Genomic DNA, 22,620 nt, shown 5'->3' on the forward strand with positions numbered 1-22,620 from the left:
CGCCCATCTCAGTCGCGGGCGATCAGGTCGAGGACGTCGGCCAGGGCCTTCGGCTCGCTGAGCATCGGCCAGTGCCCGGTGGGCAGCTCGTGCAGGCGACCGCCGGCCAGGCCGGTGAAGAACGGGTGCCCCTCGGCGATCATCTGCTGCACCACCGTCAGCGGGAAGGTGCTGGCGACCAGCGCGGTCGGCACCGGGCGTCCACCGGTGCGTCGTACCGGGTCGGTGGCGGTCCGCAGCGGTTGCGGGGTTGCCCGGGCGCGCAGCAGCGCCAACGTCGGCTCGTCCAGGCCGGCCAGGTTTGTCGGGTCGGCGGTCGGATCCCACGCGGGCGGGGGCAGCAGGTGCCCGGTGCCAATCGCGGCGCGCAGCCGCTGCTGCTCCTCCGGCGGCACCGTGTCGAACTGCGCGGTGCCGTCCGGCAACGGTCCGCTCTCCACGTAGACGACCCGGGCGATCCGGTCCGGGATGCGGTCCGCCGCCTGGGCCACCGGCATCCCGCCGCCGGAATGCCCGACCAGCAGCACGTCGTGCAGGGCCTCGACCTCGATCAGCCGCACGATGTCGGTGGTGTGGGTGTCCAGGTCGACCTCCGGCGTGGCGAGGTGGTCGCGGTCGGCCAACCCGGTCAGCGTCATCGGATAGACGTCGTGCCCGTGCGACCGCAGCGAGGAGGTCACGTCCCGCCACGCCCAGGCACCCAGCCAGAACCCCGGCACCAGCACGAATGTCGCCATCTTTCGCTCCTCTTCCCTCGGTTACCGACAGACCGTACGATCGAATCCGGACAGAATCCGCCCGGTTTGAAGGAGCGGCCCGTGTCGCATCCCGCCGGTCGGGTGCTGGCCCTGCTCGAGCTGCTGCAGGCCCGGCACCGGTCGACGGCCGCCGAGCTCGCCGATCGGCTCGGGGTGGACGAGCGGACCGTGCGCCGGTACGCCGCCACCCTGGTCGAGCTGGGCATCCCCGTCACCGCCGACCGGGGCCGCCACGGCGGCTACCGGCTGCACTCCGGGTACAAGCTGCCGCCGTTGATGCTCACCGACGACGAGGCGGTGGCCGTGCTGCTCGGCCTGGTCGTCGCCGAACGGGTCGGGCTCGCCACCGAGCAGCCGGCCACCGCCACCGCGCTGGCGAAGATCCGCCGGGTGCTGCCGGCTCCGCTCGCCGATCGGCTCGCCGCCGTCCAGGACCACCTCGGCTTCACCCTGCGTCGCACGGAGTCGGAGCGCGGACCCACGTCGGGCACGCTGCTCGCCCTGGCCTCGGCCGCCCGGCATCGGCACCGGGTGGCGGTGGACTACCGCTCCTGGCGGGGCGAACGGTCGCACCGTGAGCTCGACCCGTACGGGCTGGTCTTCCACGCCGGCCGTTGGTATGTCACCGGCCACGACCACCGGCGCGGGGAGGTTCGCACCTTCCGGCTGGACCGGATCGGGTCCGTGACGACCGGCGCCGCGACGTTCACCGTGCCGGACGGCTTCGAGGCGGTGGCCTGGGTGACCCGGTCGTTGGCCGGTGTGCCGTACACCCACGAGGTGGAGGTGGTGCTGGAGACCGACCTGTTGGCCGCCCGCCGCCGCATCCCGCCCAGCGTGGCCGAGCTGACCGCCAGCACCGACGGGGTGCTGCTCCGGGCTCGGGCGGACAGCCTGCCCGGTATGGCCGCGCTGCTCGCCGGGCTGGGCTGCCCCTTCACCGTGCGGCAGCCGGACGCGCTGCGCGTCGCGGTGGCCGAGCACGCCCGCCAGCTGGCCGGTTGGGCCGCCCGGCCAGCCGATGGACAGCTACCGGCATCGCGTCGCCCGCTGGACTAGGCTGCCGGCGATGGACGAGGTGACCCGGATTCCGGTCGGCGGCGAGCGGCCGTACGACGTGCTGGTGGGACGTGACCTGCTGGGCGCGCTGCCTGGCCTGCTGCCCGGCGCGACCCGGGCGGCGGTGCTGCACGCGCCTCCGCTCAAGGCTCTCGCGGACGCGGTTGGCGAGCGACTGCGCGCCGCCGGCGTCGAGCCACTGCCGATCGAGGTGCCCGACGCCGAGGCGGGCAAACACATCGACGTGGCCGCCGCCTGTTGGGACCGACTCGGGGCGGCCGGCTTCACCCGCACCGACGCGGTGGTCGGCGTGGGCGGCGGCGCGGTGACCGACCTGGCGGGCTTCGTCGCGGCCTCCTGGTTGCGCGGGGTGCGCTGGGTGCCGGTGGCAACCTCGTTGCTGGGCATGGTGGACGCCGCGGTGGGCGGTAAGACGGGCATCAACACGGCCGCCGGCAAGAACCTGGTGGGCGCGTTCCACCCGCCGGTCGGTGTGTTGGCCGACCTGGCCACGCTGGACAGCCTGCCCGCGATCGACCTGGCGGCCGGGTTGGCCGAGGTGGTCAAGTGCGGGTTCATCGCCGACCCGGCGATCCTGGATCTGGTCGAGCGTGACCCGGTGGCCGCCACCGACCCGCGTGGGCAGGTGAGCCGGGAGCTGATCGAGCGGGCGATCCGGGTCAAGGCCGACGTGGTCGCCGGTGACCTGCGCGAGTCGGGCATGCGGGAGGTGCTCAACTACGGTCACACCCTCGCCCACGCCATCGAGCAGAACGAGGGTTACCGCTGGCGGCACGGCCACGCCGTCGCCGTCGGTCTGGTGTACGCGGCCGCGCTGGCCCGGCTCGCCGGGCGGCTGGACGCGCCGACCGCCGACCGGCACCGGGTCACGCTGAGCGCGCTGGGCCTGCCGGTGAGCTACCCGGCCGACGCCTGGCCGCAGCTGTTGGCCACCATGCGGGTGGACAAGAAGGCCCGGGGCAGTCGGCTGCGCTTCGTGGTGCTCGACGGGCTGGCTCGCCCGGCCATGCTGGAGGGTCCGGACGACGCGCTGCTGGAGGCCGCCTACCGCGAGGTGAGCGCCCGGTGAAGGTCTACGTCCTCAACGGGCCGAATCTGGGCCGGCTGGGCACCCGCGAGCCCGACGTGTACGGCGCGAGCACCTATGCCGACCTGGTGGCGCTCTGCGAGGCCACCGGTCGGGAGGTGGGGCTGGAGGTGACGGTCCGACAGACCGACGCCGAGCACGAACTGCTCGGCTGGCTGCACACGGCGGCGGACGAGGGCGCGGCGGTGGTGCTCAACCCGGCCGCCTGGTCGCACTACTCGTACGCGGTGCGGGACGCCTGCGCCATGCTGCGGGGGCCGCTGGTGGAGGTGCACCTCTCCAACATCCACGCCCGCGAGGAGTTTCGACACCATTCGGTGGTGTCCGCGGTGGCGACCGGGGTGATCTGCGGTCTCGGCATCGACGGCTATCGCCTCGCTCTGCGCCATCTGGCCACCCGAGGCGTCTGACCACCGGCCGTCGCGCGTCCGATGCCCCGAGCCGCACACGGCCTGTCCATGCCGGCCTTGATAGATCACGGAACGTGATCGCTGACTCCCGTTGCCGAGCGTCACGCCGTTGGCCCTCGCCCGGGGTGGAGCACAGGGCCCGGTCGCACCCTTTGCTCTGCTTCAACGGAGGCAACAGCGCGTTGAACTGCAGATTTGCGTCTCGTATCGAATCGGGTCAGCTGCCAGTCCGGCACGGTGCGTGACTGTCGCGCCGGTTGAAGCAGAGCAAAGGGGCCGGCCAGGGAGGCGGGTGCCGAGCTGGAGGTGACGGTCCGTCACTGTCGTGGGCATCGATGCCCCGGCCACCGGCCTCCGCCGAAGTAGGGTGGTAAGCAGGTGTCGGCGCAGCTAGTAGACTCGTAGGGTCTGTCCGCCAATTGATGATCAAGGCAGGAAATGGCCTCCACCAACGACCTCAAAAACGGCCTGGTACTCAACCTCGACGGCGAGCTCTGGGCCGTCGTCGAGTTCCAGCACGTCAAGCCCGGTAAGGGTGGTGCGTTCGTGCGCACCACGCTGAAGAACGTGCTGTCCGGGAAGGTGGTCGACAAGACCTTCAACGCGGGCACCAAGGTCGAGACCGCGACCGTGGACAAGCGCACGATGCAGTACTTGTACGCCGACGGCGAGGACTACGTCTTCATGGATCTGGAGACCTTCGACCAGATCACCGTTCCCGGCGGCACCGTCGGCGAGGCGGCCAACTACCTCCTCCCCGAGGCCGAGGCGACCATCGCCACGCACGAGGATGTCCCGCTCTACATCGAGCTGCCCACCAGCGTTGTGCTGGAGGTCACCTACACCGAGCCGGGCCTGCAGGGCGACCGGTCGACCGGCGGCAACAAGCCGGCCACCGTCGAGACCGGCGCGACCGTGCAGGTGCCGCTCTTCATCACCACCGGCGAGAAGATCAAGGTCGACACGCGTGACGGCCGTTACCTCGGCCGCTCCTGATGGCTGAGGGTCCCAAGCAGCAGATGCCGGCGCGCCGCAAGGCGCGCAAGCGGGCGCTGGACGTCCTCTACGAGGCCGACCTCCGGGACCGGCCCCCGGTCGAGGTGCTCGCCGGCTACCTGCAGCGGATCGAGCAGCCCCGACCGGAGCACCTCGGCTACGCGGTGGGCCTCATCGAAGGGGTGGCCGAGCACCTGACCCGGATCGACGAGCTGATCGCCAGCTACGCCGAGGGGTGGACGCTGGAGCGCATGCCGGTGGTCGACCGCAACCTCGCCCGGATCGCGGTCTACGAGTTGCTCTACGTCGACGAGATCGACGACGCGGTGGCGATCAGCGAGGCCGTCGAGCTGGCCCGGCAGATGTCCACCGACGACTCGCCGCGCTTCCTCAACGGCATCCTCGGCCGCATCGCCGAGTACGCCACCCGCTGAGCGCACCGTCTCGGCACCCCGCACCACGAGAGCACCCGCACCACGAGAAGGGCCCGTGCCGGCTGGCACGGGCCCTTCTCGGTGGATCGAGGAGCTCAGGAGGCGAAGAACGCCCGTGGGTCGGCGACCAGCACACCGTGCTCGGTGAGCCGCTCGATCAGACCCGACGGCGAGGCGTCGTAGACGATCGCGAGCGCTCGCAGGTCATCGGCGCGGATGGAGAGCACCCGGCCGTTGTAGTCACCGCGTTGCTGCTGGATGGCGCGGGCGTAGCGGGCGACGTAGGCCAGGTCCTCGGAGGCCTCGTCGTAGAGCCGCTCCAGGTCCAGGACGATCTTGCTGGTGGGCTCGTGCCGGACCCCACTGCCGTCAGGCAGCAGCTCCGAGACGGGAACACGGTAGAACTCAGCCAGCTCGGCCAGACGGGACACCGTCACGGCCCGGTCGCCACGCTCGTACGAGCCGACCACCACGGCCTTCCACCGCCCGTTCGACTTCTCCTCCACGCCCTGCAGGGAAAGACCCTGCTGCTGGCGGATGGAGCGCAGGCGGGCGCCCAGCGACTTGGCGTATTCAGAGGGCATTCGGACACTCCCAGTGCTGCTCGGGGTTCTCCCGTCGATCGCTACGGAGCGTGACGGTACGGGGAATGCGACACCGGGTCAAGTGGTCGTGACCTTACCGTTGGGGAGCAGCGGGGGAGTTATCCCCGATCCATCGGCCTGATCCGATGGTCAGCGGCCCCCGTCCATCGGCCCGGTGACCACTGGTAACGTGGCGTGAAGCCCCGGCGCAGGTCCGCGCGCGTGCCGGCCGGAGGTGCCCGACATCCTTTAACGACCCGTCCCGTGAGGCGGGGAAGGAGGTCCGCCGTGGCATACCCATCGGCTGCCCGTTCGTCACCACCGCGACAACCCTCGGTGAAGGTGATCCTCGCCAGCGCCGACGTGCAACGCGTGGTCGACCGCATCGCCCACCAGATCCTCGAGAAGACCCAGGGCGCCGCCGACACGGTGCTGCTCGGGATTCCCACCCGGGGCACCCCGCTCGCCCGGCGGCTCGCCGCGCGGATCAGCACCTTCGAGGACGTCGTCGTCCCGGTTGGTGTGCTCGACATCACGCTGTACCGCGACGACCTGCGCCGGCACGCCACCCGTGCGATCGGTCCGACCCAGCTGCCCACCGGCGGTATCGACGGCAAGCGGGTCATCCTCGTCGACGACGTGCTCTTCTCCGGCCGCACCGTCCGGGCCGCGCTCGACGCGCTCAACGACGTGGGCCGCCCGGCATCGGTCCAACTCGCCGTCCTGGTCGACCGCGGCCACCGGGAGCTGCCGATCCGGGCCGACTACGTGGGCAAGAACATCCCGACCTCGCTCGCCGAGAGTGTCAAGGTGACGCTTGCCGAGACCGACGGCGCCGACGAGGTCAAGCTCTACGGGGGTGCCACCCAGTGAGCGCGAGGAGTGCAGCGCAGCGGAGCCCCGCAGTCGCGAACGAAGGGCCAGCAGAGTGATCAAGCATCTGCTCTCCGGTGGGGACCTCGACGCCGACACCGCCACCGAGATCCTGGACACCGCCGCCGAGATGGCCTCGGTCGCCGGCCGGGAGATCAAGAAGCTGCCCGCGTTGCGCGGCCGGACCGTGGTGAACCTCTTCTACGAGGACTCGACCCGCACCCGGATCTCCTTCGAGGCGGCGGCGAAACGACTCAGCGCCGACGTGATCAACTTTTCCGCGAAGGGGTCCAGCGTCACCAAGGGCGAGAGCCTGAAGGACACCGCGCTGACCCTGCAGGCCATGGGCGCCGACGCGGTGGTCGTCCGGCACCCCGCCTCCGGCGCGCCGCACCGGCTGGCCAACTGGGTCGACGGTTCGGTCGTCAACGCCGGCGACGGCACCCACGAACACCCCACCCAGGCGCTGCTGGACGCGTACACCATGCGGGCCCGGCTGGGCCGGCTGGCCGGCCTGTCGGTCGCGGTCGTCGGGGACGTGCTGCACTCCCGGGTGGCGCGCTCCAACGTGCTGCTGCTCTCCACCCTCGGCGCCAAGGTCACCCTGGTCGGGCCACCCACGCTCATCCCGATGGACATCGCGGCGGCGCTGGCGCCCGGCACCGACGTCTCCTACGACCTCGACTCCGTGCTGCCCAACGTCGACGTCGTGATGATGCTGCGGGTGCAGCGGGAACGGATGAACGACTCCTACTTCCCCTCCGCGCGCGAGTACGCCCGCCGCTACGGGTTGGACGGGCCACGGATGCGTCGGCTGCCCGCGCACGCGATCGTCATGCATCCCGGCCCGATGAACCGGGGGATGGAGATCACCCCCGAGGTGGCCGACTCACCCCGCTCCACCATCGTCGAACAGGTCGCCAACGGGGTCTCCGTGCGGATGGCCGTCCTGTACCTGCTGCTCGGAGGGAACAACCGGTGACCGCGTACCTGATCACCAGCGTGAGTGTCGTCGGCTCGGCGCCGACCGACCTGCTGATCCGCGACGGCGTGGTCGCCGAGGTCGGCCCGGGGCTGTCCGCACCGGACGCGGGAGTCGTTGACGGCACCGGGCTGGTCGCCCTGCCCGGCCTGGTCGACCTGCACACCCATCTGCGCGAGCCCGGTCGGGAGGACGCCGAGACCGTGGAGTCCGGCTCCCGCGCGGCGGCGATGGGCGGTTACACGGCGGTCTGTGCGATGGCCAACACCTCACCGGTCGCGGACACCGCAGGTGTGGTCGAGCAGGTCTGGCGGCTCGGCAGGGAGGCCGGGCTGGTCGACGTGCAGCCGATCGGCGCGGTCACCGTCGGGCTGGCCGGCGAGCGCCTGGCCGAGTTGGGCGCGATGGCCGACTCCGCGGCACGGGTGCGGATCTTCTCCGACGACGGGCACTGCGTCGCCGACCCGAAGCTGATGCGCCGGGCCCTGGAGTACGTCAAGGCGTTCGACGGAATCATCGCCCAGCACGCCGAGGAGCCCCGACTCACCGAGGGCGCACAGATGCACGAGGGCGAGGTCTCCACGCGGCTCGGGTTGATCGGCTGGCCGGCGGTCGCCGAGGAGGCGATCATCGCCCGCGACGTGCTGCTCACTGAGCACGTGGGCGGCCGTCTGCACGTCTGCCACGTCTCCACCGCCGGCAGCGTCGAGGTGCTGCGCCAGGCCAAGGCCCGCGGGGTACGCGTCACCGCCGAGGTCACGCCGCACCACCTCCTGCTCACCGACGCGCGCGCGGAGAGCTACGACCCCGTTTTCAAGGTCAACCCGCCGTTGCGCACCGCCGCTGACGTCGCCGCACTGCGTGCCGCGCTCGCCGACGGCGTGCTCGACGTGATCGCCACCGACCACGCCCCGCACGCCGTGGAGGACAAGGAGTGCGAGTGGGCGTACGCCCGGCCGGGGATGCTCGGCCTGGAGACGGCCCTGTCCATCGCGCTCGACGTGCTCGGCCCCGAGTGGGACCTGATCGCCGAGCGGATGTCGCGTACCCCCGCCCGGATCGCCGGGCTGACCGGGCACGGCGTCGACCCGGCGCCCGGCGTGCCCGCCAACCTGACCCTGGTCGACCCGGCCGCCCGCCGCACCATCGATCCGGCGGAGCTGGCCAGTCGCAGTCGCAACACCCCGTACGCCCGCATGACGCTGCCGGGTCGCATCGTGGCGACCTTCCTGCGCGGCGAGCCGACGGTCCTGGACGGAAAGGCAGTCAAGTAATGGTCAAGCGCAGGCCCGCGATCCTCGTGCTCGAGGATGGGCGCACGTTCTCCGGCGAGGCGTACGGCAGCGTCGGGGAGACCTTCGGCGAGGCGGTCTTCAACACCGGCATGACCGGCTACCAGGAGACCCTCACCGACCCGTCGTACCACCGTCAGGTGGTCGTGCAGACCGCCCCGCACATCGGCAACACCGGCGTCAACGGCGAGGACGACGAGTCCGGCCGGATCTGGGTGGCCGGGTACGTGGTGCGCGACCCGGCCCGGATCGGCTCGAACTGGCGGGCCACCGGCGGCCTGGAGGACCGGCTCGCCACCGAGGGTGTGGTGGGCATCAGTGGCGTGGACACCCGGGCGCTGACCCGGCACCTGCGCGAGCGGGGCGCCATGCGGGTCGGCATCTCCAGCGTCGACGACGATCCGCGCGGCCTGCTGTCCCGGGTGCGCCAGTCGCCGCAGATGACCGGCGCCGACCTCTCTGCCGAGGTGACCACCACCGAGCCGTACGTCGTCGAGGCGGTCGGTGAGCACCGGTTCACCGTGGCGGCGCTCGACCTGGGCATCAAGCGCAACGTGCCGCGTCGGCTCGCCGTGCGCGGAGTGACCACCCACGTACTTCCGGCCTCCTCGAGCATCGAGGAACTGCTCGCGACGGGCGCCGACGCGATCTTCCTGTCGCCCGGCCCCGGTGACCCGGCGACCGCCGACCGGCCGGTGGCGCTGGCCCGCGAGGCGCTGCAGCGGCGGGTGCCGCTGTTCGGCATCTGCTTCGGCAGTCAGATCCTCGGCCGCGCGCTCGGCTTCGGCACCTACAAGCTGGGCTACGGCCACCGGGGCATCAACCAGCCGGTGCTCGACCGGGCCACCGGCAAGGTGGAGGTGACCAGCCACAACCACGGCTTCGCGGTCGACGTGTCGGGCCGCGGACAGCGGCTCGGCGCCGTGCAGGCACCTGGCGCGGGTGACGGTGCGGTGGTCCCCGACCAGGTGATCGACACCGACTTCGGCGGCGTACGGGTGTCGCACGTCTGCCTCAACGACAACGTGGTCGAGGGGCTGCGGGCGGTGGACGTGCCGGCCTTCACCGTCCAGTACCACCCGGAGGCGGCGGCCGGCCCGCACGACGCGGACTACCTCTTCGACCGTTTCGCCGAGCTGATCGAGGGCGTTGGCGCCCTCGACCGGCGGCAGAGCGAAGGCCGGACCGACAGCAAGGGGCGCAGCAATGCCTAAGCGGACCGATCTCAAGCACATCCTGGTGATCGGCTCCGGGCCGATCGTGATCGGGCAGGCCTGCGAGTTCGACTATTCCGGTACGCAGGCCTGCCAGGTGCTGCGCAGCGAGGGGATCCGGGTCAGCCTGGTCAACTCCAACCCGGCGACGATCATGACGGACCCGGAGTTCGCCGACGCCACCTACGTCGAGCCGATCACCCCGGAGTTCGTGGAGCTGGTGATCGCCAAGGAACGGCCGGACGCGATCCTGGCCACGCTCGGCGGGCAGACCGCGCTGAACACCGCGGTCGCCCTGCACTCCGCGGGCGTGCTGGAGAAGTACGGCGTGGAGCTGATCGGCGCGAACATCGACGCGATCAACCGGGGCGAGGACCGCCAGCTGTTCAAGGAGATCGTGGCCAAGGCCGGTGTCCGCCTCGGCGTGGACGACCCGGCCGGGTTGGTGCCCCGCTCGCGCGTCTGCCACTCGATGGACGAGGTCGAGGCGACCGTCGTCGAGCTGGGCCTGCCGGTGGTGATCCGGCCGTCGTTCACCATGGGTGGGCTGGGCTCCGGCATGGCGCACACCCCGGAGGACCTGGCCCGCATCGCCGGCGACGGCCTGTCCGCCAGCCCGGTGCACGAGGTGCTCATTGAGGAGAGCGTGCTCGGCTGGAAGGAGTACGAGCTCGAGCTGATGCGCGACCGGCACGACAACGTGGTGGTGGTCTGCTCGATCGAGAACATCGACCCGATGGGCGTGCACACCGGCGACAGCGTCACCGTGGCACCGGCCATGACGCTCACCGACCGGGAGTACCAACACCTGCGTGACCTGGGCATCGCGGTGCTGCGCGAGGTCGGCGTGGACACCGGCGGCTGCAATATCCAGTTCGCGGTCAACCCGGTCGACGGCCGGATCGTCGTGATCGAGATGAACCCGCGGGTGTCGCGGTCCTCGGCGCTGGCCTCCAAGGCGACCGGCTTCCCGATCGCGAAGATCGCCGCGAAGCTGGCCATCGGCTACACCCTCGACGAGATCCCCAACGACATCACGTTGAAGACCCCGGCGGCCTTCGAGCCGACCCTGGACTACGTGGTGGTGAAGATCCCGCGGTTCGCGTTCGAGAAGTTCCCCGGGGCCGACCCGGAGCTGACCACCACGATGAAGTCGGTGGGCGAGGCGATGAGCCTCGGGCGTAACTTCACCGAGGCGCTGAACAAGGCGATGCGCTCGATGGAGACCAAATCAGCGGGCTTCTGGACGCAGCCCGACCCGGCGGGCGTCACGCTCGCGGACACTCTCGCCGCGCTGCGGATCCCGCACGACGGCCGGCTGTACACCGTGGAGCGGGCGCTGCGTCTCGGCGCGTCGATCGCCGAGGTCAGCGAGGCCTCCGGCGGGATCGACCCGTGGTTCCTGGACCAGATCGCCGCACTGGTCGAGCTGCGCGCGGAGATCGTGGACGCGCCGGTGCTCGACGCCGAGCTGCTGCGCTGGGCCAAGCGGGCCGGCCTGTCCGACCGGCAGCTCGCCGCGCTGCGCCCGGAGTTGGCCGCCGAGGACGGCGTACGGACCCTGCGGCACCGCCTCGACGTGCGCCCGGTCTACAAGACGGTGGACACCTGCGCGGCCGAGTTCGAGGCGACGACGCCCTACCACTACTCCACCTACGACTCCGAGACCGAGGTCCTGCCCTCGGACCGGCCGAAGGTGCTGATCCTGGGGTCCGGTCCGAACCGGATCGGGCAGGGCATCGAGTTCGACTACTCGTGCGTGCACGCCGTTCAGGCGTTGCGGTCGGCCGGCTACGAGACGGTCATGGTCAACTGCAACCCGGAGACGGTCTCCACCGACTACGACACCGCCGACCGGCTCTACTTCGAGCCGCTGACCTTCGAGGACGTGCTGGAGGTCTGGCACGCGGAGGAGTCCTCGGGCCGCGCGGCCGGCGGACCGGGCGTGGTCGGCGTGATCGTGCAGCTGGGCGGGCAGACCCCGCTGGGGTTGGCGCAACGGCTCAAGAACGCTGGCGTACCGGTCGTCGGCACCTCCCCGGAGTCGATCCACCTCGCCGAGGAGCGCGGCGCGTTCGGTGCGGTGCTCGCACGGGCCGGGTTGCGCGCGCCGGCGCACGGCATGGCCACCTCCTACGACGAGGCCAAGACGATCGCCGACGAGATCGGCTACCCGGTGTTGGTCCGGCCGTCGTACGTGCTGGGCGGGCGGGGCATGGAGATCGTCTATGACGACCCGACACTGCGCGACTACATCGGCCGGGCCACCGACATCTCCGGAGACCATCCGGTGCTGGTGGACCGGTTCCTGGACGACGCCATCGAGATCGACGTGGACGCGCTGTGCGACGCCGACGGTGAGGTCTATCTCGGCGGGGTGATGGAGCACATCGAGGAGGCCGGCATCCACTCCGGCGACTCGTCCTGCGCGTTGCCGCCGATCACCCTCGCGGGCTCGCACCTGGCCGAGGTCCGTCGCTACACCGAGGCGATCGCCCGCGGCGTCGGCGTCCGCGGCCTGCTCAATGTGCAGTACGCCCTCAAGGACGACGTGCTCTACGTGCTGGAGGCCAACCCGCGGGCGTCGCGGACCGTACCGTTCGTCTCCAAGGCGACCGCGGTGCCGCTGGCCAAGGCCGCGGCCCGGATCGCGCTCGGGGCGACCATCGCCGAGCTGCGCGCCGAGGGTCTGCTCCCGTCCACAGGGGACGGCGGCACGATGCCCGCCGACGCGCCGATCGCGGTCAAGGAGGCGGTGCTGCCGTTCAAGCGTTTCCGCACCCGCTCCGGCAAGGGGATCGACTCGCTGCTCGGGCCGGAGATGAAGTCGACCGGCGAGGTGATGGGCATCGACACCAACTTCGGGCACGCCTTCGCCAAGAGCCAGTCGGCCGCGTACGGCTCGCTGCCGACCAGCGGAAAGATCTTCGTCTCGGTGGCCAACCGGGACAAGCGCGGCATGATCTTTCCGATCAAGCGTCTGGCCGATCTGGGCTTCGAGATCGTGGCGACCACCGGCACCGCCGAGGTGCTGCGTCGGCACGGCATCGCCTGCGAACAGATCCGCAAGCACTACCAGGCCGGTGAGGGGGACGACGCGGTGTCGCTGATCCTCGGCGGCGACGTGGCACTGGTGATCAACACACCGCAGGGTTCGGGTGCGAGCGCCCGCTCGGACGGCTACGAGATTCGCAGCGCGGCGGTGACCGCCGACATTCCCTGCATCACCACGGTCCCCGGCGCGGCCGCGGCGGTGATGGGCATCGAGGCGCGGATGCGTGGCGACATGCAGGTCCGTCCACTGCAGGACCTGCACGCCACCCTCCGGGCCGCCCAGTGACCGTGTTCGAGCGGGCGGTACGGCCCTGGTTGTTCCGGATCGGCAACGGCGATGCCGAGGCCGCGCACGAGTGGACGCTGCGGCGGTTGTCCGCCCTGTCGCGGCGGCCGGCCGCGTTGGCGGCACTGCGGGCCAGGTACGCGGTCCAGGCACCGCGCACGGTGTTCGGCGTGCGGTTTCCCAACCCGGTCGGTCTGGCGGCCGGCATGGACAAGGACGGCGCGGCGCTGCCGGCGTGGCCGGCGCTCGGCTTCGGCTTCGTCGAGGTCGGCACGGTCACCGCGCACGCCCAGCCGGGCAACCCCCGGCCGCGGCTGTTCCGACTGCCGACCAGCGAGGCGGTGGTCAACCGGATGGGCTTCAACAACGCCGGGGCCGCCGCGCTGGCCGCCCGGCTGGCGGCGCTGCCGCGCCCACTCGGGGTGCCGCTGGGCATCTCGCTCGGCAAGTCCAAGGTGACACCTCTCGACGAGGCGGTCGAGGACTACCTCGCCTCGTACCGGGCGCTGCGCGGGCACGGCGACTACTTCGCGGTGAACGTCTCCTCACCGAACACACCCGGGCTGCGGGCGTTGCAGGACCGCGAACACCTGGATGCGTTGCTCGCCGCGCTGGTCGGGGAGACGCCGGTGCTGGTCAAGATCGCCCCTGATCTGACCGAGGCGGCGATCGCCGAGCTGTTGGAGGTCTGCCTGGCCCGGGGTGCGGCGGGGGTGATCGCCACCAACACCACCCTGGACCGCGACGGGCTGGCCGCGGTGGACGCCGAGCGCGGCGCCCAGGCCGGCGGCCTGTCCGGCCGGCCACTGACCGCACGGGCCCGGGGGGTGGTCGCCTTCGTGCACCGGGAGACCGGCGGCCGGCTACCGATCGTCGGCGTCGGCGGGGTGCTCGACCCGGACGACGCGGCGCGGATGTTCGACGCCGGCGCCTCCCTGGTGCAGCTCTACACCGGCTTCATCTACCGGGGTCCGGCCCTGGTTCGCGCCGCCGCCCGCGCGACGGCCGCAACCGTGGCACCGGATCCGGTCGCCGGCCGGTGACAGCCCCGGCCCGGTGCTGGCGAGCTGCTGGCCCGGTGCCGGCCTGGCGCGGCGCCGAGCCGGCGCCGAGCCGGGGTGCCCATCCTCTGCTGCCGCCTTTGCTCTGCTTCAACCGGCGCAATGGCCGGCGTCCGATATCCGGACACCGGCTGTCGCGTCCGTTGAAGCAGAGCAAAGGGGCGGAGGAGGAACCCCCGACCCGGCCTCCGGACGGCCGAGGCCCGGCCCAATCGTGCGTGAAGGAGTACGTGTGACACCCGAGGAGATCCTGACCGCCGATGGGGCGCACGTCTGGCATCCGTACGCCGCGTTGCCGCCGACGAACCCGCCGTACGTGGTGGACAGCGCCGAGGGGGTGCGGCTGCGGCTGGCCGACGGTCGGGAGCTGGTGGACGGGATGTCGTCCTGGTGGGCGGCGATCCACGGGTACCGGCACCCAGTGCTGGACGCGGCGGTGACCGACCAGCTCGGCCGGATGAGCCACGTGATGTTCGGCGGGCTCACCCACGAGCCAGCCGTGCAGCTCGCCCGGACCCTGGTCGAGCTGACCCCGGAGGGCCTGGAGCACGTGTTCCTGGCCGACTCCGGCTCGGTGAGCGTCGAGGTGGCGGTGAAGATGTGCCTGCAGTACCAGCGGGCGATCGGCCAACCGCAGCGGCGCCGGCTGGCCACCTGGCGGGGCGGCTACCACGGCGACACGTTCCACCCGATGAGCGTCTGCGACCCGGAGGGCGGGATGCACCACCTCTGGGGGGACGTACTGCCACGGCAGGTCTTCGCCCCGGTCCCGCCGGGCGGGTTCGCCGACGCGCCCGACGAGGCGTACGTGGCGGCGTTGGTGGACACGGTCGAGCGGCACGCCGACGAGCTGGCCGCGGTGATCGTCGAGCCGGTGGTGCAGGGCGCCGGCGGAATGCGTTTCCACCACCCGGGATACCTGCGGGTGCTGCGTGAGGTGACCCGCGCGCACGGGGTGCTGCTGATCTTCGACGAGATCGCCACCGGCTTCGGGCGTACCGGGACGATGTTCGCCGCCGAGCACGCCGGGGTGACCCCGGACGTGCTGTGTGTGGGCAAGGCGCTCACCGGCGGCTACCTGACCCTCGCGGCGACGCTCTGCACCCCGCAGCTGGCCCGCGCCATCTCGGCCGGCGGCGTGCTGGCGCACGGCCCCACCTTCATGGGCAACCCGTTGGCCTGCGCGGTCGCCAACGCCTCCATCGGCCTGCTGCGGGCCGGGGACTGGGCGACGCAGGTGGTCAGGGTCGGCGACGGTCTGCGCGCCGGGCTGGAGCCGCTGCGGGACGCGTCGGGCGTGACCGACGTGCGGGTGCTCGGGGCGATCGGAGTGGTCCAGCTCGACCACGAGGTCGACCTCGCCGCGGCCACCGCAGCGGCGGTGCAGCGGGGGGTGTGGCTGCGGCCGTTCCGCGACCTGATCTACACGATGCCGCCGTACGTCACCGACGACACCGATCTGGCCCGGATCGCGGCCGGGGTGGCGGCGGCGGTGGCGGCCGGCTGAGCCGACCCCGGCGGCGGGTCGGGGACAACCCGGGCGGGTCCGCCGTCCGGACGAGGAGAGGGGAAGTACCGGATGGAGAGCTTCGGCACCCGGCTGCACCGGGCGATCGCCGAGCGGGGACCGCTGTGTGTGGGTATCGACCCGCATCCCGGTCTGTTGGCTCGTTGGGGCCTCACCGACGACGTCGATGGGCTTGACCGGTTCGCCCGGACCGTCGCGGAAGCCCTCGGTGACCGGGTTGCGGTCGTCAAGCCTCAGTCGGCCTTTTTCGAGCGGTTCGGGTCTCGCGGTGTGGCCATTCTTGAGTCAACTATCCGACAGTTACGAGATGCCGGTTCGCTCGTTCTGCTGGACGTCAAGCGCGGCGACATCGGCTCGACGGTCAGTGCGTACGCCGCCGCCTATCTCGATCCATCCAGCCCGTTGTATGTCGACGCCGTCACCGCGAGCCCCTACCTGGGGGTGCGTTCGCTGGCTCCGATGTTCGAGCTGGCCGCCGAGCACGGCGGTGGGGTCTTCGTGCTGGCCCTCACCTCCAACCCGGAGGGAGCCGCCGTCCAGCGGGCCCGCACGGCCGACGGGCGCACCGTCGCGCAGACCGTTATCGACGAGATTTCCCAGCTCAACAGTGGTGCGGCCCCGCTCGGGAGCTTCGGTCTGGTGGTCGGGGCGACCATCGGTGACACCGGTCACGACCTGTCCGGGGTGGGGGGTCCGCTGCTCGCGCCGGGGCTCGGCGCGCAGGGTGCCGGCGCGGAGGATCTCCGTACGGTGTTCGGCCCGAGCCTTGCCGCGGTGCTCCCGTCGTACTCCCGGGAGGTGCTCTCCGCGGGCCCCGATGCCGCCGCACTGCGGGCCGCCGCCGACCGCGTCCTGGCCGAGTGTCGGGGCGTTCTGGCTGCCCCGTGACTGACTGACGGCTCGGTCACTCTACGATGATCATCGCGCGGCCACGTTGCCGAAAGCTCCGTTGACCGCTAGTTTTCCCCGCGCTGGGAACCACGGACCCCTTGGTTCACAGCGACACCACGTTTCACAGATGCGGCGGTGCGCCCCGCCCGCCGCGATAGGGACCTGAGGAGAACTGGTGCCGCTCCCGTCACTGACCCCCGAACAGCGCGCTGCCGCGCTCGAGAAGGCCGCGGAGATCCGCAAGGCCCGTGCCGAGCTGAAGGAGCAGCTCAAGCAGGGCAAGACCACCCTCGGTGCCGTCCTCGAGCGCGCCGAGAGCGACGACGTCGTGGGCAAGCTCAAGGTTTCGGCCGTCCTGCAGGCCATGCCGGGCATCGGCAAGATCCGGGCTACCCAGATCATGGAGAAGCTCAAGATCGCCGACAGCCGTCGCCTGCGCGGCCTCGGCGAGCAGCAGCGCAAGGCACTGCTTGGAGAGTTCGCCGCCAACTGAACCTGGCAGCGTGTAGAAACAAGCAGTGAGCACGGATGACGAGGCGCGCCCGGCGGCTCGGCTCACCGTCCTGGCTGGACCTTCGGGGTCCGGCACGGGACGTGTCGTCGAGCTTGTCCGGGCGCGTTCTCCGTCCGTGTGGACTCCGATCCCGGCGACCACCCGGCCGCGCCGCGACGCCGAGGTCGACGGGGTCGACCGGGTCTTCCTCGCCCCCGCCGAGTTCGACCGTCAGGTGGCCGCCGGCGAGCTGCTGGAGTGGTCTTGGATCGGTCCGCACCGCCGGGGCACCCCGTACCTGCCGCTGCGCGCCCGACTCGACAGCGGCCAGCCGGCGCTGCTCCCACTCGACCTGCCCGGTGCCCGACTGGTCCGGGCCCGGCTGCCCGACACCCGGCTCGTGCTGCTGAGCCCGCCCGGGCACCGGCCCGACCCCGCCCTGGCGGCGGTCGTCGACCACATCCTGACCCACGACCGCACGGATCGCGTGGTTGAGGAGCTGGTAGGCTTACTCGGTTCTTCTTATCCGGATCCGGCCTGGTCGCGCGTGCGCGGCTGACGGCCGGCCGCCGTTGAGACTCAGCACCGCGTCCGCGCGGCTCGAAAGACGCAGAGGTTAATTCGTGGGATCCATCGCCAACCCCGAAGGCATCACCAACCCGCCGATCGACGAGCTCCTCGAGAAGACGACGTCGAAGTACGCGCTGGTCATCTTCGCCGCCAAGCGCGCGCGCCAGGTCAACGCCTACTACAGCCAGCTCGGTGAGGGCCTCCTGGAGTACGTCGGCCCGCTGGTCGAGACCACCCCGCAGGAGAAGCCCCTCTCCATCGCCATGCGCGAGATCAACGCGGGCCTGCTCACCGCCGAGCCGACCGACCAGCCGTAAGCCCCCGCGCGTCGATGTCCGCCGGGATCGTCCTCGGGGTCGGCGGCGGCATCGCCGCCTACAAGGCCTGTGAGCTGCTGCGACTCTTCACCGAATCGGGTCACCGGGTGCGGGTCGTGCCGACCGCGTCGGCGCTGAAGTTCGTCGGGGCGCCGACCTGGGCGGCGCTCTCCGGCCAACCGGTCGCGGACGACGTCTGGTCCGACGTGCACGAGGTGCCGCACGTCCGGCTCGGCCAGCGGGCCGACCTGGTGGTGGTCGCACCCACCACCGCCGACCTGCTCGCCAAGGCAGCGCACGGGCTCGCCGACGACCTGCTGACCAGCACGCTGTTGACCGCTCGCTGCCCGGTGGTGCTGGCCCCGGCCATGCACACCGAGATGTGGGAGCACCCGGCCACCGTGGCCAACGTCGCCACGCTGCGCGCCCGAGGTGTCCGGGTCATCGAGCCAGCCGTCGGCCGGCTCACCGGGGTCGACACCGGCAAGGGCCGCCTGCCCGACCCCACGGAGATCTTCGCGGTCGCCCGCCGGGTCCTCGCCCGGGGCGCGCACGCCACCGCTGACCTTGCCGGCCGCCGGCTGGTGGTCACCGCGGGCGGCACCCGTGAGCCACTGGACCCGGTCCGCTTCCTGGGCAACCGCTCGTCCGGCAAGCAGGGGTACGCCTTCGCCCGGGCGGCTGTCGCCCGGGGTGCCCGGGTCACCCTCATCGCGGCCAACGTCTCACTGTCCGACCCCGCGGGCGTCGACCTGGTGCGGGTGGGCACCACCGCCGAGCTGCGGGAGGCGACGCTGAAGGCCGCCGTCGAGGCCGACGCGGTGGTGATGGCGGCCGCTCCGGCCGATTTCCGACCGGCGGCGTACGCGCCTGGCAAAATCAAGAAGTCGGACGATGGCGTCGCACCCACCATCGAGCTGGTCACCAACCCGGACATCGCCGCGGAGCTCGGTCAGCGCAAGCGAGCGGAGCAGTTGCTGGTGGTGTTCGCCGCCGAGACCGGCGAGGCCGAGGCCAACGGTCGGGCGAAACTCGCCCGGAAGCGGGCCGATCTGATCGTCGTCAACGAGGTCGGTGAGGACCTGGTCTTCGGCGCCGACACCAACACGGTGACGGTCATCGGCGCGGACGGCTCGGTCAGCCGGCTGCCCGAGCAGTCCAAGGACGACGTGGCCGACGCCGTGTGGGATCTCGTCGTGGCGCGGCTTCCCGGCCGCTCCTGACCCTGACGGGTGGAACAGCGCGTTACCGACCCCGACACCCGCTCCAGTGGTGACTACACTGCCGCGGAACGACTTTCACACGCTTAGGAGTGCCGTGACACGCCGCCTCTTCACGTCCGAATCGGTCACGGAAGGCCACCCGGACAAGATCGCCGACCAGATCAGTGATGGCATCCTCGACGCGTTGCTCACCGAGGATCCGTCCAGCCGGGTAGCGGTCGAGACCATGATCACCACCGGCCAGGTGCACATCGCGGGTGAGGTGACCACCAAGGCCTACGCCGACATCCCGACCATCGTGCGCCGGACCATCCTCGACATCGGCTACGACTCGTCGAAGAAGGGTTTCGACGGGGCGTCCTGCGGGGTCAGCGTCTCCATCGGGGCCCAGTCCGAGGACATCGCGCAGGGCGTGGACAACGCCTTCGAGCTGCGTACCGGGGCGTCGGAGAGCGCGTTGGACGCGCAGGGCGCCGGCGACCAGGGCATGATGTTCGGCTTCGCCTGCTCCGAGACGCCCGAGCTGATGCCGCTGCCGATCGCTTTGGCACACCGGCTGGCCCGCCGGCTGGCCGCGGTGCGCAAGGACGGCACGATTCCCTACCTGCGGCCCGACGGCAAGACCCAGGTGACCATCGAGTACGAGGGGCTTCGTCCGGTCCGGCTGAACACGGTGGTCGTTTCCAGCCAGCACGCCGCGGACATCTCGCTGGAGTCGCTGCTCACCCCCGACGTGCGCGACCACGTCATCGCGCCCGAGCTGGAGAGCCTCGGTCTGGACACCGAAGGCTACCGGCTGTTGGTCAACCCGACCGGCCGGTTCGAGATCGGCGGGCCGATGGGCGACGCCGGCCTGACCGGCCGCAAGATCATCGTTGACACCTACGGCGGGTACGCCCGGCACGGCGGCGGCGCGTTCTCGGGCAAGGACCCGTCCAAGGTGGACCGCTCGGCCGCGTACGCGATGCGCTGGGTAGCCAAGAACGTGGTCGCCGCCGGCCTGGCCGAGCGGTGCGAGGCCCAGGTGGCGTACGCCATCGGCAAGGCGCACCCGGTGAGCCTCTTCATCGAGACGTTCGGCACCGAGACCGTGCCGGTCGCCTCGATCGAGAAGGCGGTCAACGAGGTGTTCGACCTGCGCCCGGCCGCGATCATCCGGGACCTCAACCTGCTCCGCCCGATCTACCAGCAGACCGCCGCGTACGGCCACTTCGGCCGGGAACTGCCGGACCTGACCTGGGAGAGCACCGACCGGGCCGCCGACCTCAAGTCGGCCGCGGGAGCCTGACCGCCACCAGGCGCAGCGACCGGCGACCCGCAGACTCCTCGCCGGTCGCGCGCGTCTGCGTGGACGTCGGCCTGGCGCACCTGGACCGGCCGTTCGACTACCTGGTGCCCGCGGAGCTGGACGACGTCGCGGTGCCCGGCACCCGGGTGAAGGTGCGCTTCGCCGGGCAGCTCGTCGACGGTTGGCTGCTGGCCCGCGCCGACGATTCAGGGCACACCGGCCGGCTCGCCTACCTGGAGAAGGTGGTCTCCCCGGAGCCCGTGCTGGCGCCCGAGATCGCCCGGCTGGCCCGGGCGGTGGCCGACCGGTACGCGGGGAGCCTCGCCGACGTGCTCCGGCTCGCCGTGCCACCCCGGCACGCCCGGGTGGAGAAGGAGGCGGTCGCCGACCAGCCCGACCCGGCCAGCGCCGCCGAGGCGGTCGCCGACCAGCCCGACCCGGCCAGCGCCGCCGAGGCGGTGGGCGACCAGTCCGGCCCGGCCAGCGCCGCCGAGGCGGTCGCCGACCAGCCCGGCCCGTCGACCGCCGCCGAGCCCGCGGCGGTCGACCCGCGCGGGTGGCGGGACTATCCGACCGGTCCCGCTCTGCTGCGCGCGCTTCGTGACGGCCGGTCGCCGCGCGCGGTCTGGTCGGCGCTGCCCGGCGAGGACTGGGCCGCCCGTTACGCCGACGCGGTCGCCGCCACCGTCGCCGGAGGACGTGGCGCCGTGGTCGTGGTCGCCGATGCCCGCGACCTCGACCGGCTGGACGCCGCGCTCACCGGTGTGCTCGGCCCGGGACGGCACGTCAGCCTCAGCGCCGCGCTCGGTCCGGCCCGGCGCTACCGGGCGTTCCTCGCCGCCCGGCGCGGACAGGTGCCGGTGGTGATCGGTACCCGGGCGGCCATGTTCGCCCCGGTGGACCGGCTCGGCCTGGTCGCGGTGTGGGACGACGGCGACGACCTGCACTCCGAGCCCCGGGCGCCCTATCCGCACGCCCGTGACGTGCTGCTCACCCGCGCCCAGCTCACCGAGGCCGCCGCGCTGGTGGGCGGGTACGCCCGCACGGCCGAGGCGCAGCTGCTGCTGGAGACCGGTTGGGCCCGGGAGGTGGTGGCGGACCGGGCGACCGTGCGGGCCCGTATTCCTGCCATCGCGCCGACCGGCGACGACCCGCAGTTGGCCCGAGATCCCGGGGCGGCCACCGCACGGCTGCCCAGCCTGGCCTGGACGGCCGCCCGCGACGCCCTCCGGGCCGACCTGCCGGTGCTGGTGCAGGTGCCCCGCCGCGGCTATCTGCCCTCGATCTCCTGCGCGGACTGCCGCACCCCGGCTCGCTGCGCGCACTGCGCCGGCCCCCTCGCGCTGCCGTCGGCCGGTGGGGTCCCGGCCTGCCGCTGGTGCGCCCGGGTGGCCGCCGCGTACGCCTGCCCGGAGTGCGGTGGGCGGCGGCTACGGGCGGCGGTGACCGGCGCCCGGCGTACCGCCGAGGAACTGGGCCGGGCGTTTCCGGGCGTGCCGGTGCGCACCTCGGGGCGGGAGGAGGTGCTGACCGACGTGCCCGGTGGGGCGGCCGTGGTGGTCGCCACCCCCGGCGCCGAGCCGGTCGCCGAGGGCGGCTACGGCGCGGTGCTGCTGCTCGACTCGTGGGCCCTGCTGACCCGCGCCGACCTGCGCGCGGGGGAGGAGGCGTTGCGCCGCTGGCTCGCGGCCGCGGCACTGGCCCGTCCGACCCCGGCCGGCCGGGTGGTGGTGGTCGCCGACGGCGCGCTCGCCCCGGTGCAGGCGCTGCTGCGCTGGGACGCCGGCTGGTTCGCCAGCCGCGAGTTGACCGAGCGCCGCGAGCTGGGCTTCCCGCCGGCGGTGCGGATGGCCAGCGTCACCGGCCCGGCCGAGGCGGTGGCGGACCTGCTCGCCGCGGCCCGGCTGCCCGAGGACGCCGAGGTGCTGGGGCCGGTGCCGGCCGAGGAGGGTCGGGAGCGGATGTTGGTGCGGGTGCCCCGGGCCCGGGCCGCCGCGCTGGCCGAGGCGCTGCACTCGGCCGCGGGGGTACGCGCCGCCCGCAAGGCCCCCGATCCGGTCCGCCTCCAGGTCGATCCGCTGAGCATGTTCTGAGGTGTCCGGCGTGGGCGTCGGCGGCCTCCGGACCTGGTCCGGGCCGGTGTCCCCGCACACCGCGTCCGGCAGGACGGTGGCGCCGGAGTGGTAGCATCGCCCGTCA

Annotated in this window: 21 protein-coding genes; 19 read left to right on the plus strand and 2 right to left on the minus strand. The window is 72.2% G+C overall.

The features are described from left to right. Nucleotides 1-8: 8 nt before the first annotated feature. Entirely contained in the window at nt 9-737 is a 729-nt protein-coding gene (locus tag ACLJN9_RS26160; protein ID WP_410814258.1) for an alpha/beta fold hydrolase, read from the minus strand. 81 nt (nt 738-818) lie between these two features. On the opposite strand from ACLJN9_RS26160, the gene ACLJN9_RS26165 reads away from it, so the two are divergent. The 5 genes from ACLJN9_RS26165 (at nt 819) to nusB (ending at nt 4,765) form a co-directional block, all read left to right on the plus strand. Further along, a complete protein-coding gene (locus ACLJN9_RS26165; protein ID WP_410814259.1) occupies nt 819-1,817 on the plus strand; it encodes a helix-turn-helix transcriptional regulator in 999 nt (332 codons plus the stop codon). Between the two features lie 10 nt (nt 1,818-1,827). After that, complete coding sequence (gene aroB / locus ACLJN9_RS26170; RefSeq protein WP_410814260.1) at nt 1,828-2,907, plus strand: 3-dehydroquinate synthase; 1,080 nt, start codon at nt 1,828-1,830, stop codon at nt 2,905-2,907. Then, the gene (gene aroQ, locus ACLJN9_RS26175) at nt 2,904-3,335 is read left to right on the plus strand and encodes a type II 3-dehydroquinate dehydratase (protein WP_410814261.1); all 432 of its coding nucleotides are present in this window, start codon (nt 2,904-2,906) and stop codon (nt 3,333-3,335) included. The genes aroB and aroQ overlap by 4 nt, the downstream gene beginning before the upstream one ends. A 438-nt stretch (nt 3,336-3,773) precedes the next feature. Continuing rightward, nucleotides 3,774-4,331 carry an elongation factor P gene (gene efp, locus ACLJN9_RS26180; RefSeq protein WP_410814262.1) on the plus strand — a complete coding sequence of 186 codons (558 nt, stop codon included), beginning with the start codon at nt 3,774-3,776 and terminating at the stop codon, nt 4,329-4,331. Nucleotides 4,332-4,354: 23 nt separating this feature from the next. Beyond that, nucleotides 4,355-4,765 (plus strand): transcription antitermination factor NusB, encoded by a 411-nt coding sequence (gene nusB / locus ACLJN9_RS26185; RefSeq protein ID WP_410814332.1) that lies wholly within the window; start codon nt 4,355-4,357, stop codon nt 4,763-4,765. Between the two features lie 95 nt (nt 4,766-4,860). Here the strand turns inward: nusB and ACLJN9_RS26190 are convergent, their stop codons facing one another. Continuing rightward, nucleotides 4,861-5,349: a transcriptional regulator gene (locus ACLJN9_RS26190; protein WP_007458348.1), complete on the minus strand. Its 489-nt coding sequence runs from the start codon at nt 5,347-5,349 to the stop codon at nt 4,861-4,863. Between the two features lie 288 nt (nt 5,350-5,637). Between ACLJN9_RS26190 and pyrR the strand changes: the two genes are divergently transcribed. The 14 genes from pyrR to ACLJN9_RS26260 all read left to right on the plus strand — a co-directional run bounded on the left by pyrR (nt 5,638) and on the right by ACLJN9_RS26260 (nt 22,514). Then, entirely contained in the window at nt 5,638-6,222 is a 585-nt protein-coding gene (gene pyrR, locus ACLJN9_RS26195; protein ID WP_410814263.1) for a bifunctional pyr operon transcriptional regulator/uracil phosphoribosyltransferase PyrR, read from the plus strand. 55 nt (nt 6,223-6,277) lie between these two features. After that, complete coding sequence (locus ACLJN9_RS26200) at nt 6,278-7,204, plus strand: aspartate carbamoyltransferase catalytic subunit (RefSeq protein ID WP_410814264.1); 927 nt, start codon at nt 6,278-6,280, stop codon at nt 7,202-7,204. After that, complete coding sequence (locus tag ACLJN9_RS26205) at nt 7,201-8,478, plus strand: dihydroorotase (protein ID WP_410814265.1); 1,278 nt, start codon at nt 7,201-7,203, stop codon at nt 8,476-8,478. Before ACLJN9_RS26200 ends, ACLJN9_RS26205 begins: the two co-directional genes overlap by 4 nt. Continuing rightward, a complete protein-coding gene (gene carA / locus ACLJN9_RS26210) occupies nt 8,478-9,710 on the plus strand; it encodes a glutamine-hydrolyzing carbamoyl-phosphate synthase small subunit (protein WP_410814266.1) in 1,233 nt (410 codons plus the stop codon). The genes ACLJN9_RS26205 and carA overlap by 1 nt, the downstream gene beginning before the upstream one ends. Beyond that, entirely contained in the window at nt 9,703-13,050 is a 3,348-nt protein-coding gene (carB, locus tag ACLJN9_RS26215) for a carbamoyl-phosphate synthase large subunit (RefSeq protein ID WP_410814267.1), read from the plus strand. The genes carA and carB overlap by 8 nt, the downstream gene beginning before the upstream one ends. Next, on the plus strand, nt 13,047-14,093 hold the full coding sequence (locus ACLJN9_RS26220) for a quinone-dependent dihydroorotate dehydrogenase (protein ID WP_410814268.1): 1,047 nt from the start codon (nt 13,047-13,049) through the stop codon (nt 14,091-14,093). Before carB ends, ACLJN9_RS26220 begins: the two co-directional genes overlap by 4 nt. A gap of 250 nt (nt 14,094-14,343) precedes the next feature. Further along, nucleotides 14,344-15,618, plus strand: a complete 1,275-nt coding sequence (locus tag ACLJN9_RS26225) for an adenosylmethionine--8-amino-7-oxononanoate transaminase (protein ID WP_410814269.1) — start codon at nt 14,344-14,346, stop codon at nt 15,616-15,618. Nucleotides 15,619-15,690: 72 nt separating this feature from the next. Further along, nucleotides 15,691-16,527 (plus strand): orotidine-5'-phosphate decarboxylase, encoded by an 837-nt coding sequence (pyrF, locus tag ACLJN9_RS26230; RefSeq protein WP_410814270.1) that lies wholly within the window; start codon nt 15,691-15,693, stop codon nt 16,525-16,527. 178 nt (nt 16,528-16,705) lie between these two features. Further along, complete coding sequence (gene mihF / locus ACLJN9_RS26235; RefSeq protein ID WP_007458370.1) at nt 16,706-17,023, plus strand: integration host factor, actinobacterial type; 318 nt, start codon at nt 16,706-16,708, stop codon at nt 17,021-17,023. 25 nt (nt 17,024-17,048) lie between these two features. Beyond that, nucleotides 17,049-17,582 carry a guanylate kinase gene (locus ACLJN9_RS26240; RefSeq protein WP_410814271.1) on the plus strand — a complete coding sequence of 178 codons (534 nt, stop codon included), beginning with the start codon at nt 17,049-17,051 and terminating at the stop codon, nt 17,580-17,582. A 64-nt stretch (nt 17,583-17,646) separates the two neighbouring features. Then, a complete protein-coding gene (rpoZ, locus tag ACLJN9_RS26245) occupies nt 17,647-17,910 on the plus strand; it encodes a DNA-directed RNA polymerase subunit omega (RefSeq protein ID WP_007075826.1) in 264 nt (87 codons plus the stop codon). Nucleotides 17,911-17,924: 14 nt separating this feature from the next. Continuing rightward, entirely contained in the window at nt 17,925-19,133 is a 1,209-nt protein-coding gene (coaBC, locus tag ACLJN9_RS26250) for a bifunctional phosphopantothenoylcysteine decarboxylase/phosphopantothenate--cysteine ligase CoaBC (RefSeq protein ID WP_410814272.1), read from the plus strand. 94 nt (nt 19,134-19,227) lie between these two features. After that, nucleotides 19,228-20,421 carry a methionine adenosyltransferase gene (gene metK, locus ACLJN9_RS26255; RefSeq protein ID WP_410814273.1) on the plus strand — a complete coding sequence of 398 codons (1,194 nt, stop codon included), beginning with the start codon at nt 19,228-19,230 and terminating at the stop codon, nt 20,419-20,421. A 59-nt stretch (nt 20,422-20,480) separates the two neighbouring features. After that, nucleotides 20,481-22,514 carry a primosomal protein N' gene (locus tag ACLJN9_RS26260; protein ID WP_410814274.1) on the plus strand — a complete coding sequence of 678 codons (2,034 nt, stop codon included), beginning with the start codon at nt 20,481-20,483 and terminating at the stop codon, nt 22,512-22,514. The last annotated feature ends 106 nt before the right edge of the window (nt 22,515-22,620 follow it).

This window comes from Micromonospora sp. 067-2, assembly GCF_046549295.1.
In the GTDB taxonomy this organism is placed as follows: Bacteria; Actinomycetota; Actinomycetes; order Mycobacteriales; family Micromonosporaceae; genus Micromonospora.

Coding starts and splice junctions, on each gene's coding strand:
- ACLJN9_RS26160 (WP_410814258.1), bottom strand. CDS start 737: ATGGCGACATTCGTGCTGGTGCCGGGGTTCTGGCTGGGTGCCTGGGCG.
- aroB (WP_410814260.1), top strand. CDS start 1,828: ATGGACGAGGTGACCCGGATTCCGGTCGGCGGCGAGCGGCCGTACGAC.
- efp (WP_410814262.1), top strand. CDS start 3,774: ATGGCCTCCACCAACGACCTCAAAAACGGCCTGGTACTCAACCTCGAC.
- nusB (WP_410814332.1), top strand. CDS start 4,355: ATGCCGGCGCGCCGCAAGGCGCGCAAGCGGGCGCTGGACGTCCTCTAC.
- ACLJN9_RS26190 (WP_007458348.1), bottom strand. CDS start 5,349: ATGCCCTCTGAATACGCCAAGTCGCTGGGCGCCCGCCTGCGCTCCATC.
- carA (WP_410814266.1), top strand. CDS start 8,478: ATGGTCAAGCGCAGGCCCGCGATCCTCGTGCTCGAGGATGGGCGCACG.
- carB (WP_410814267.1), top strand. CDS start 9,703: ATGCCTAAGCGGACCGATCTCAAGCACATCCTGGTGATCGGCTCCGGG.
- pyrF (WP_410814270.1), top strand. CDS start 15,691: ATGGAGAGCTTCGGCACCCGGCTGCACCGGGCGATCGCCGAGCGGGGA.
- coaBC (WP_410814272.1), top strand. CDS start 17,925: ATGTCCGCCGGGATCGTCCTCGGGGTCGGCGGCGGCATCGCCGCCTAC.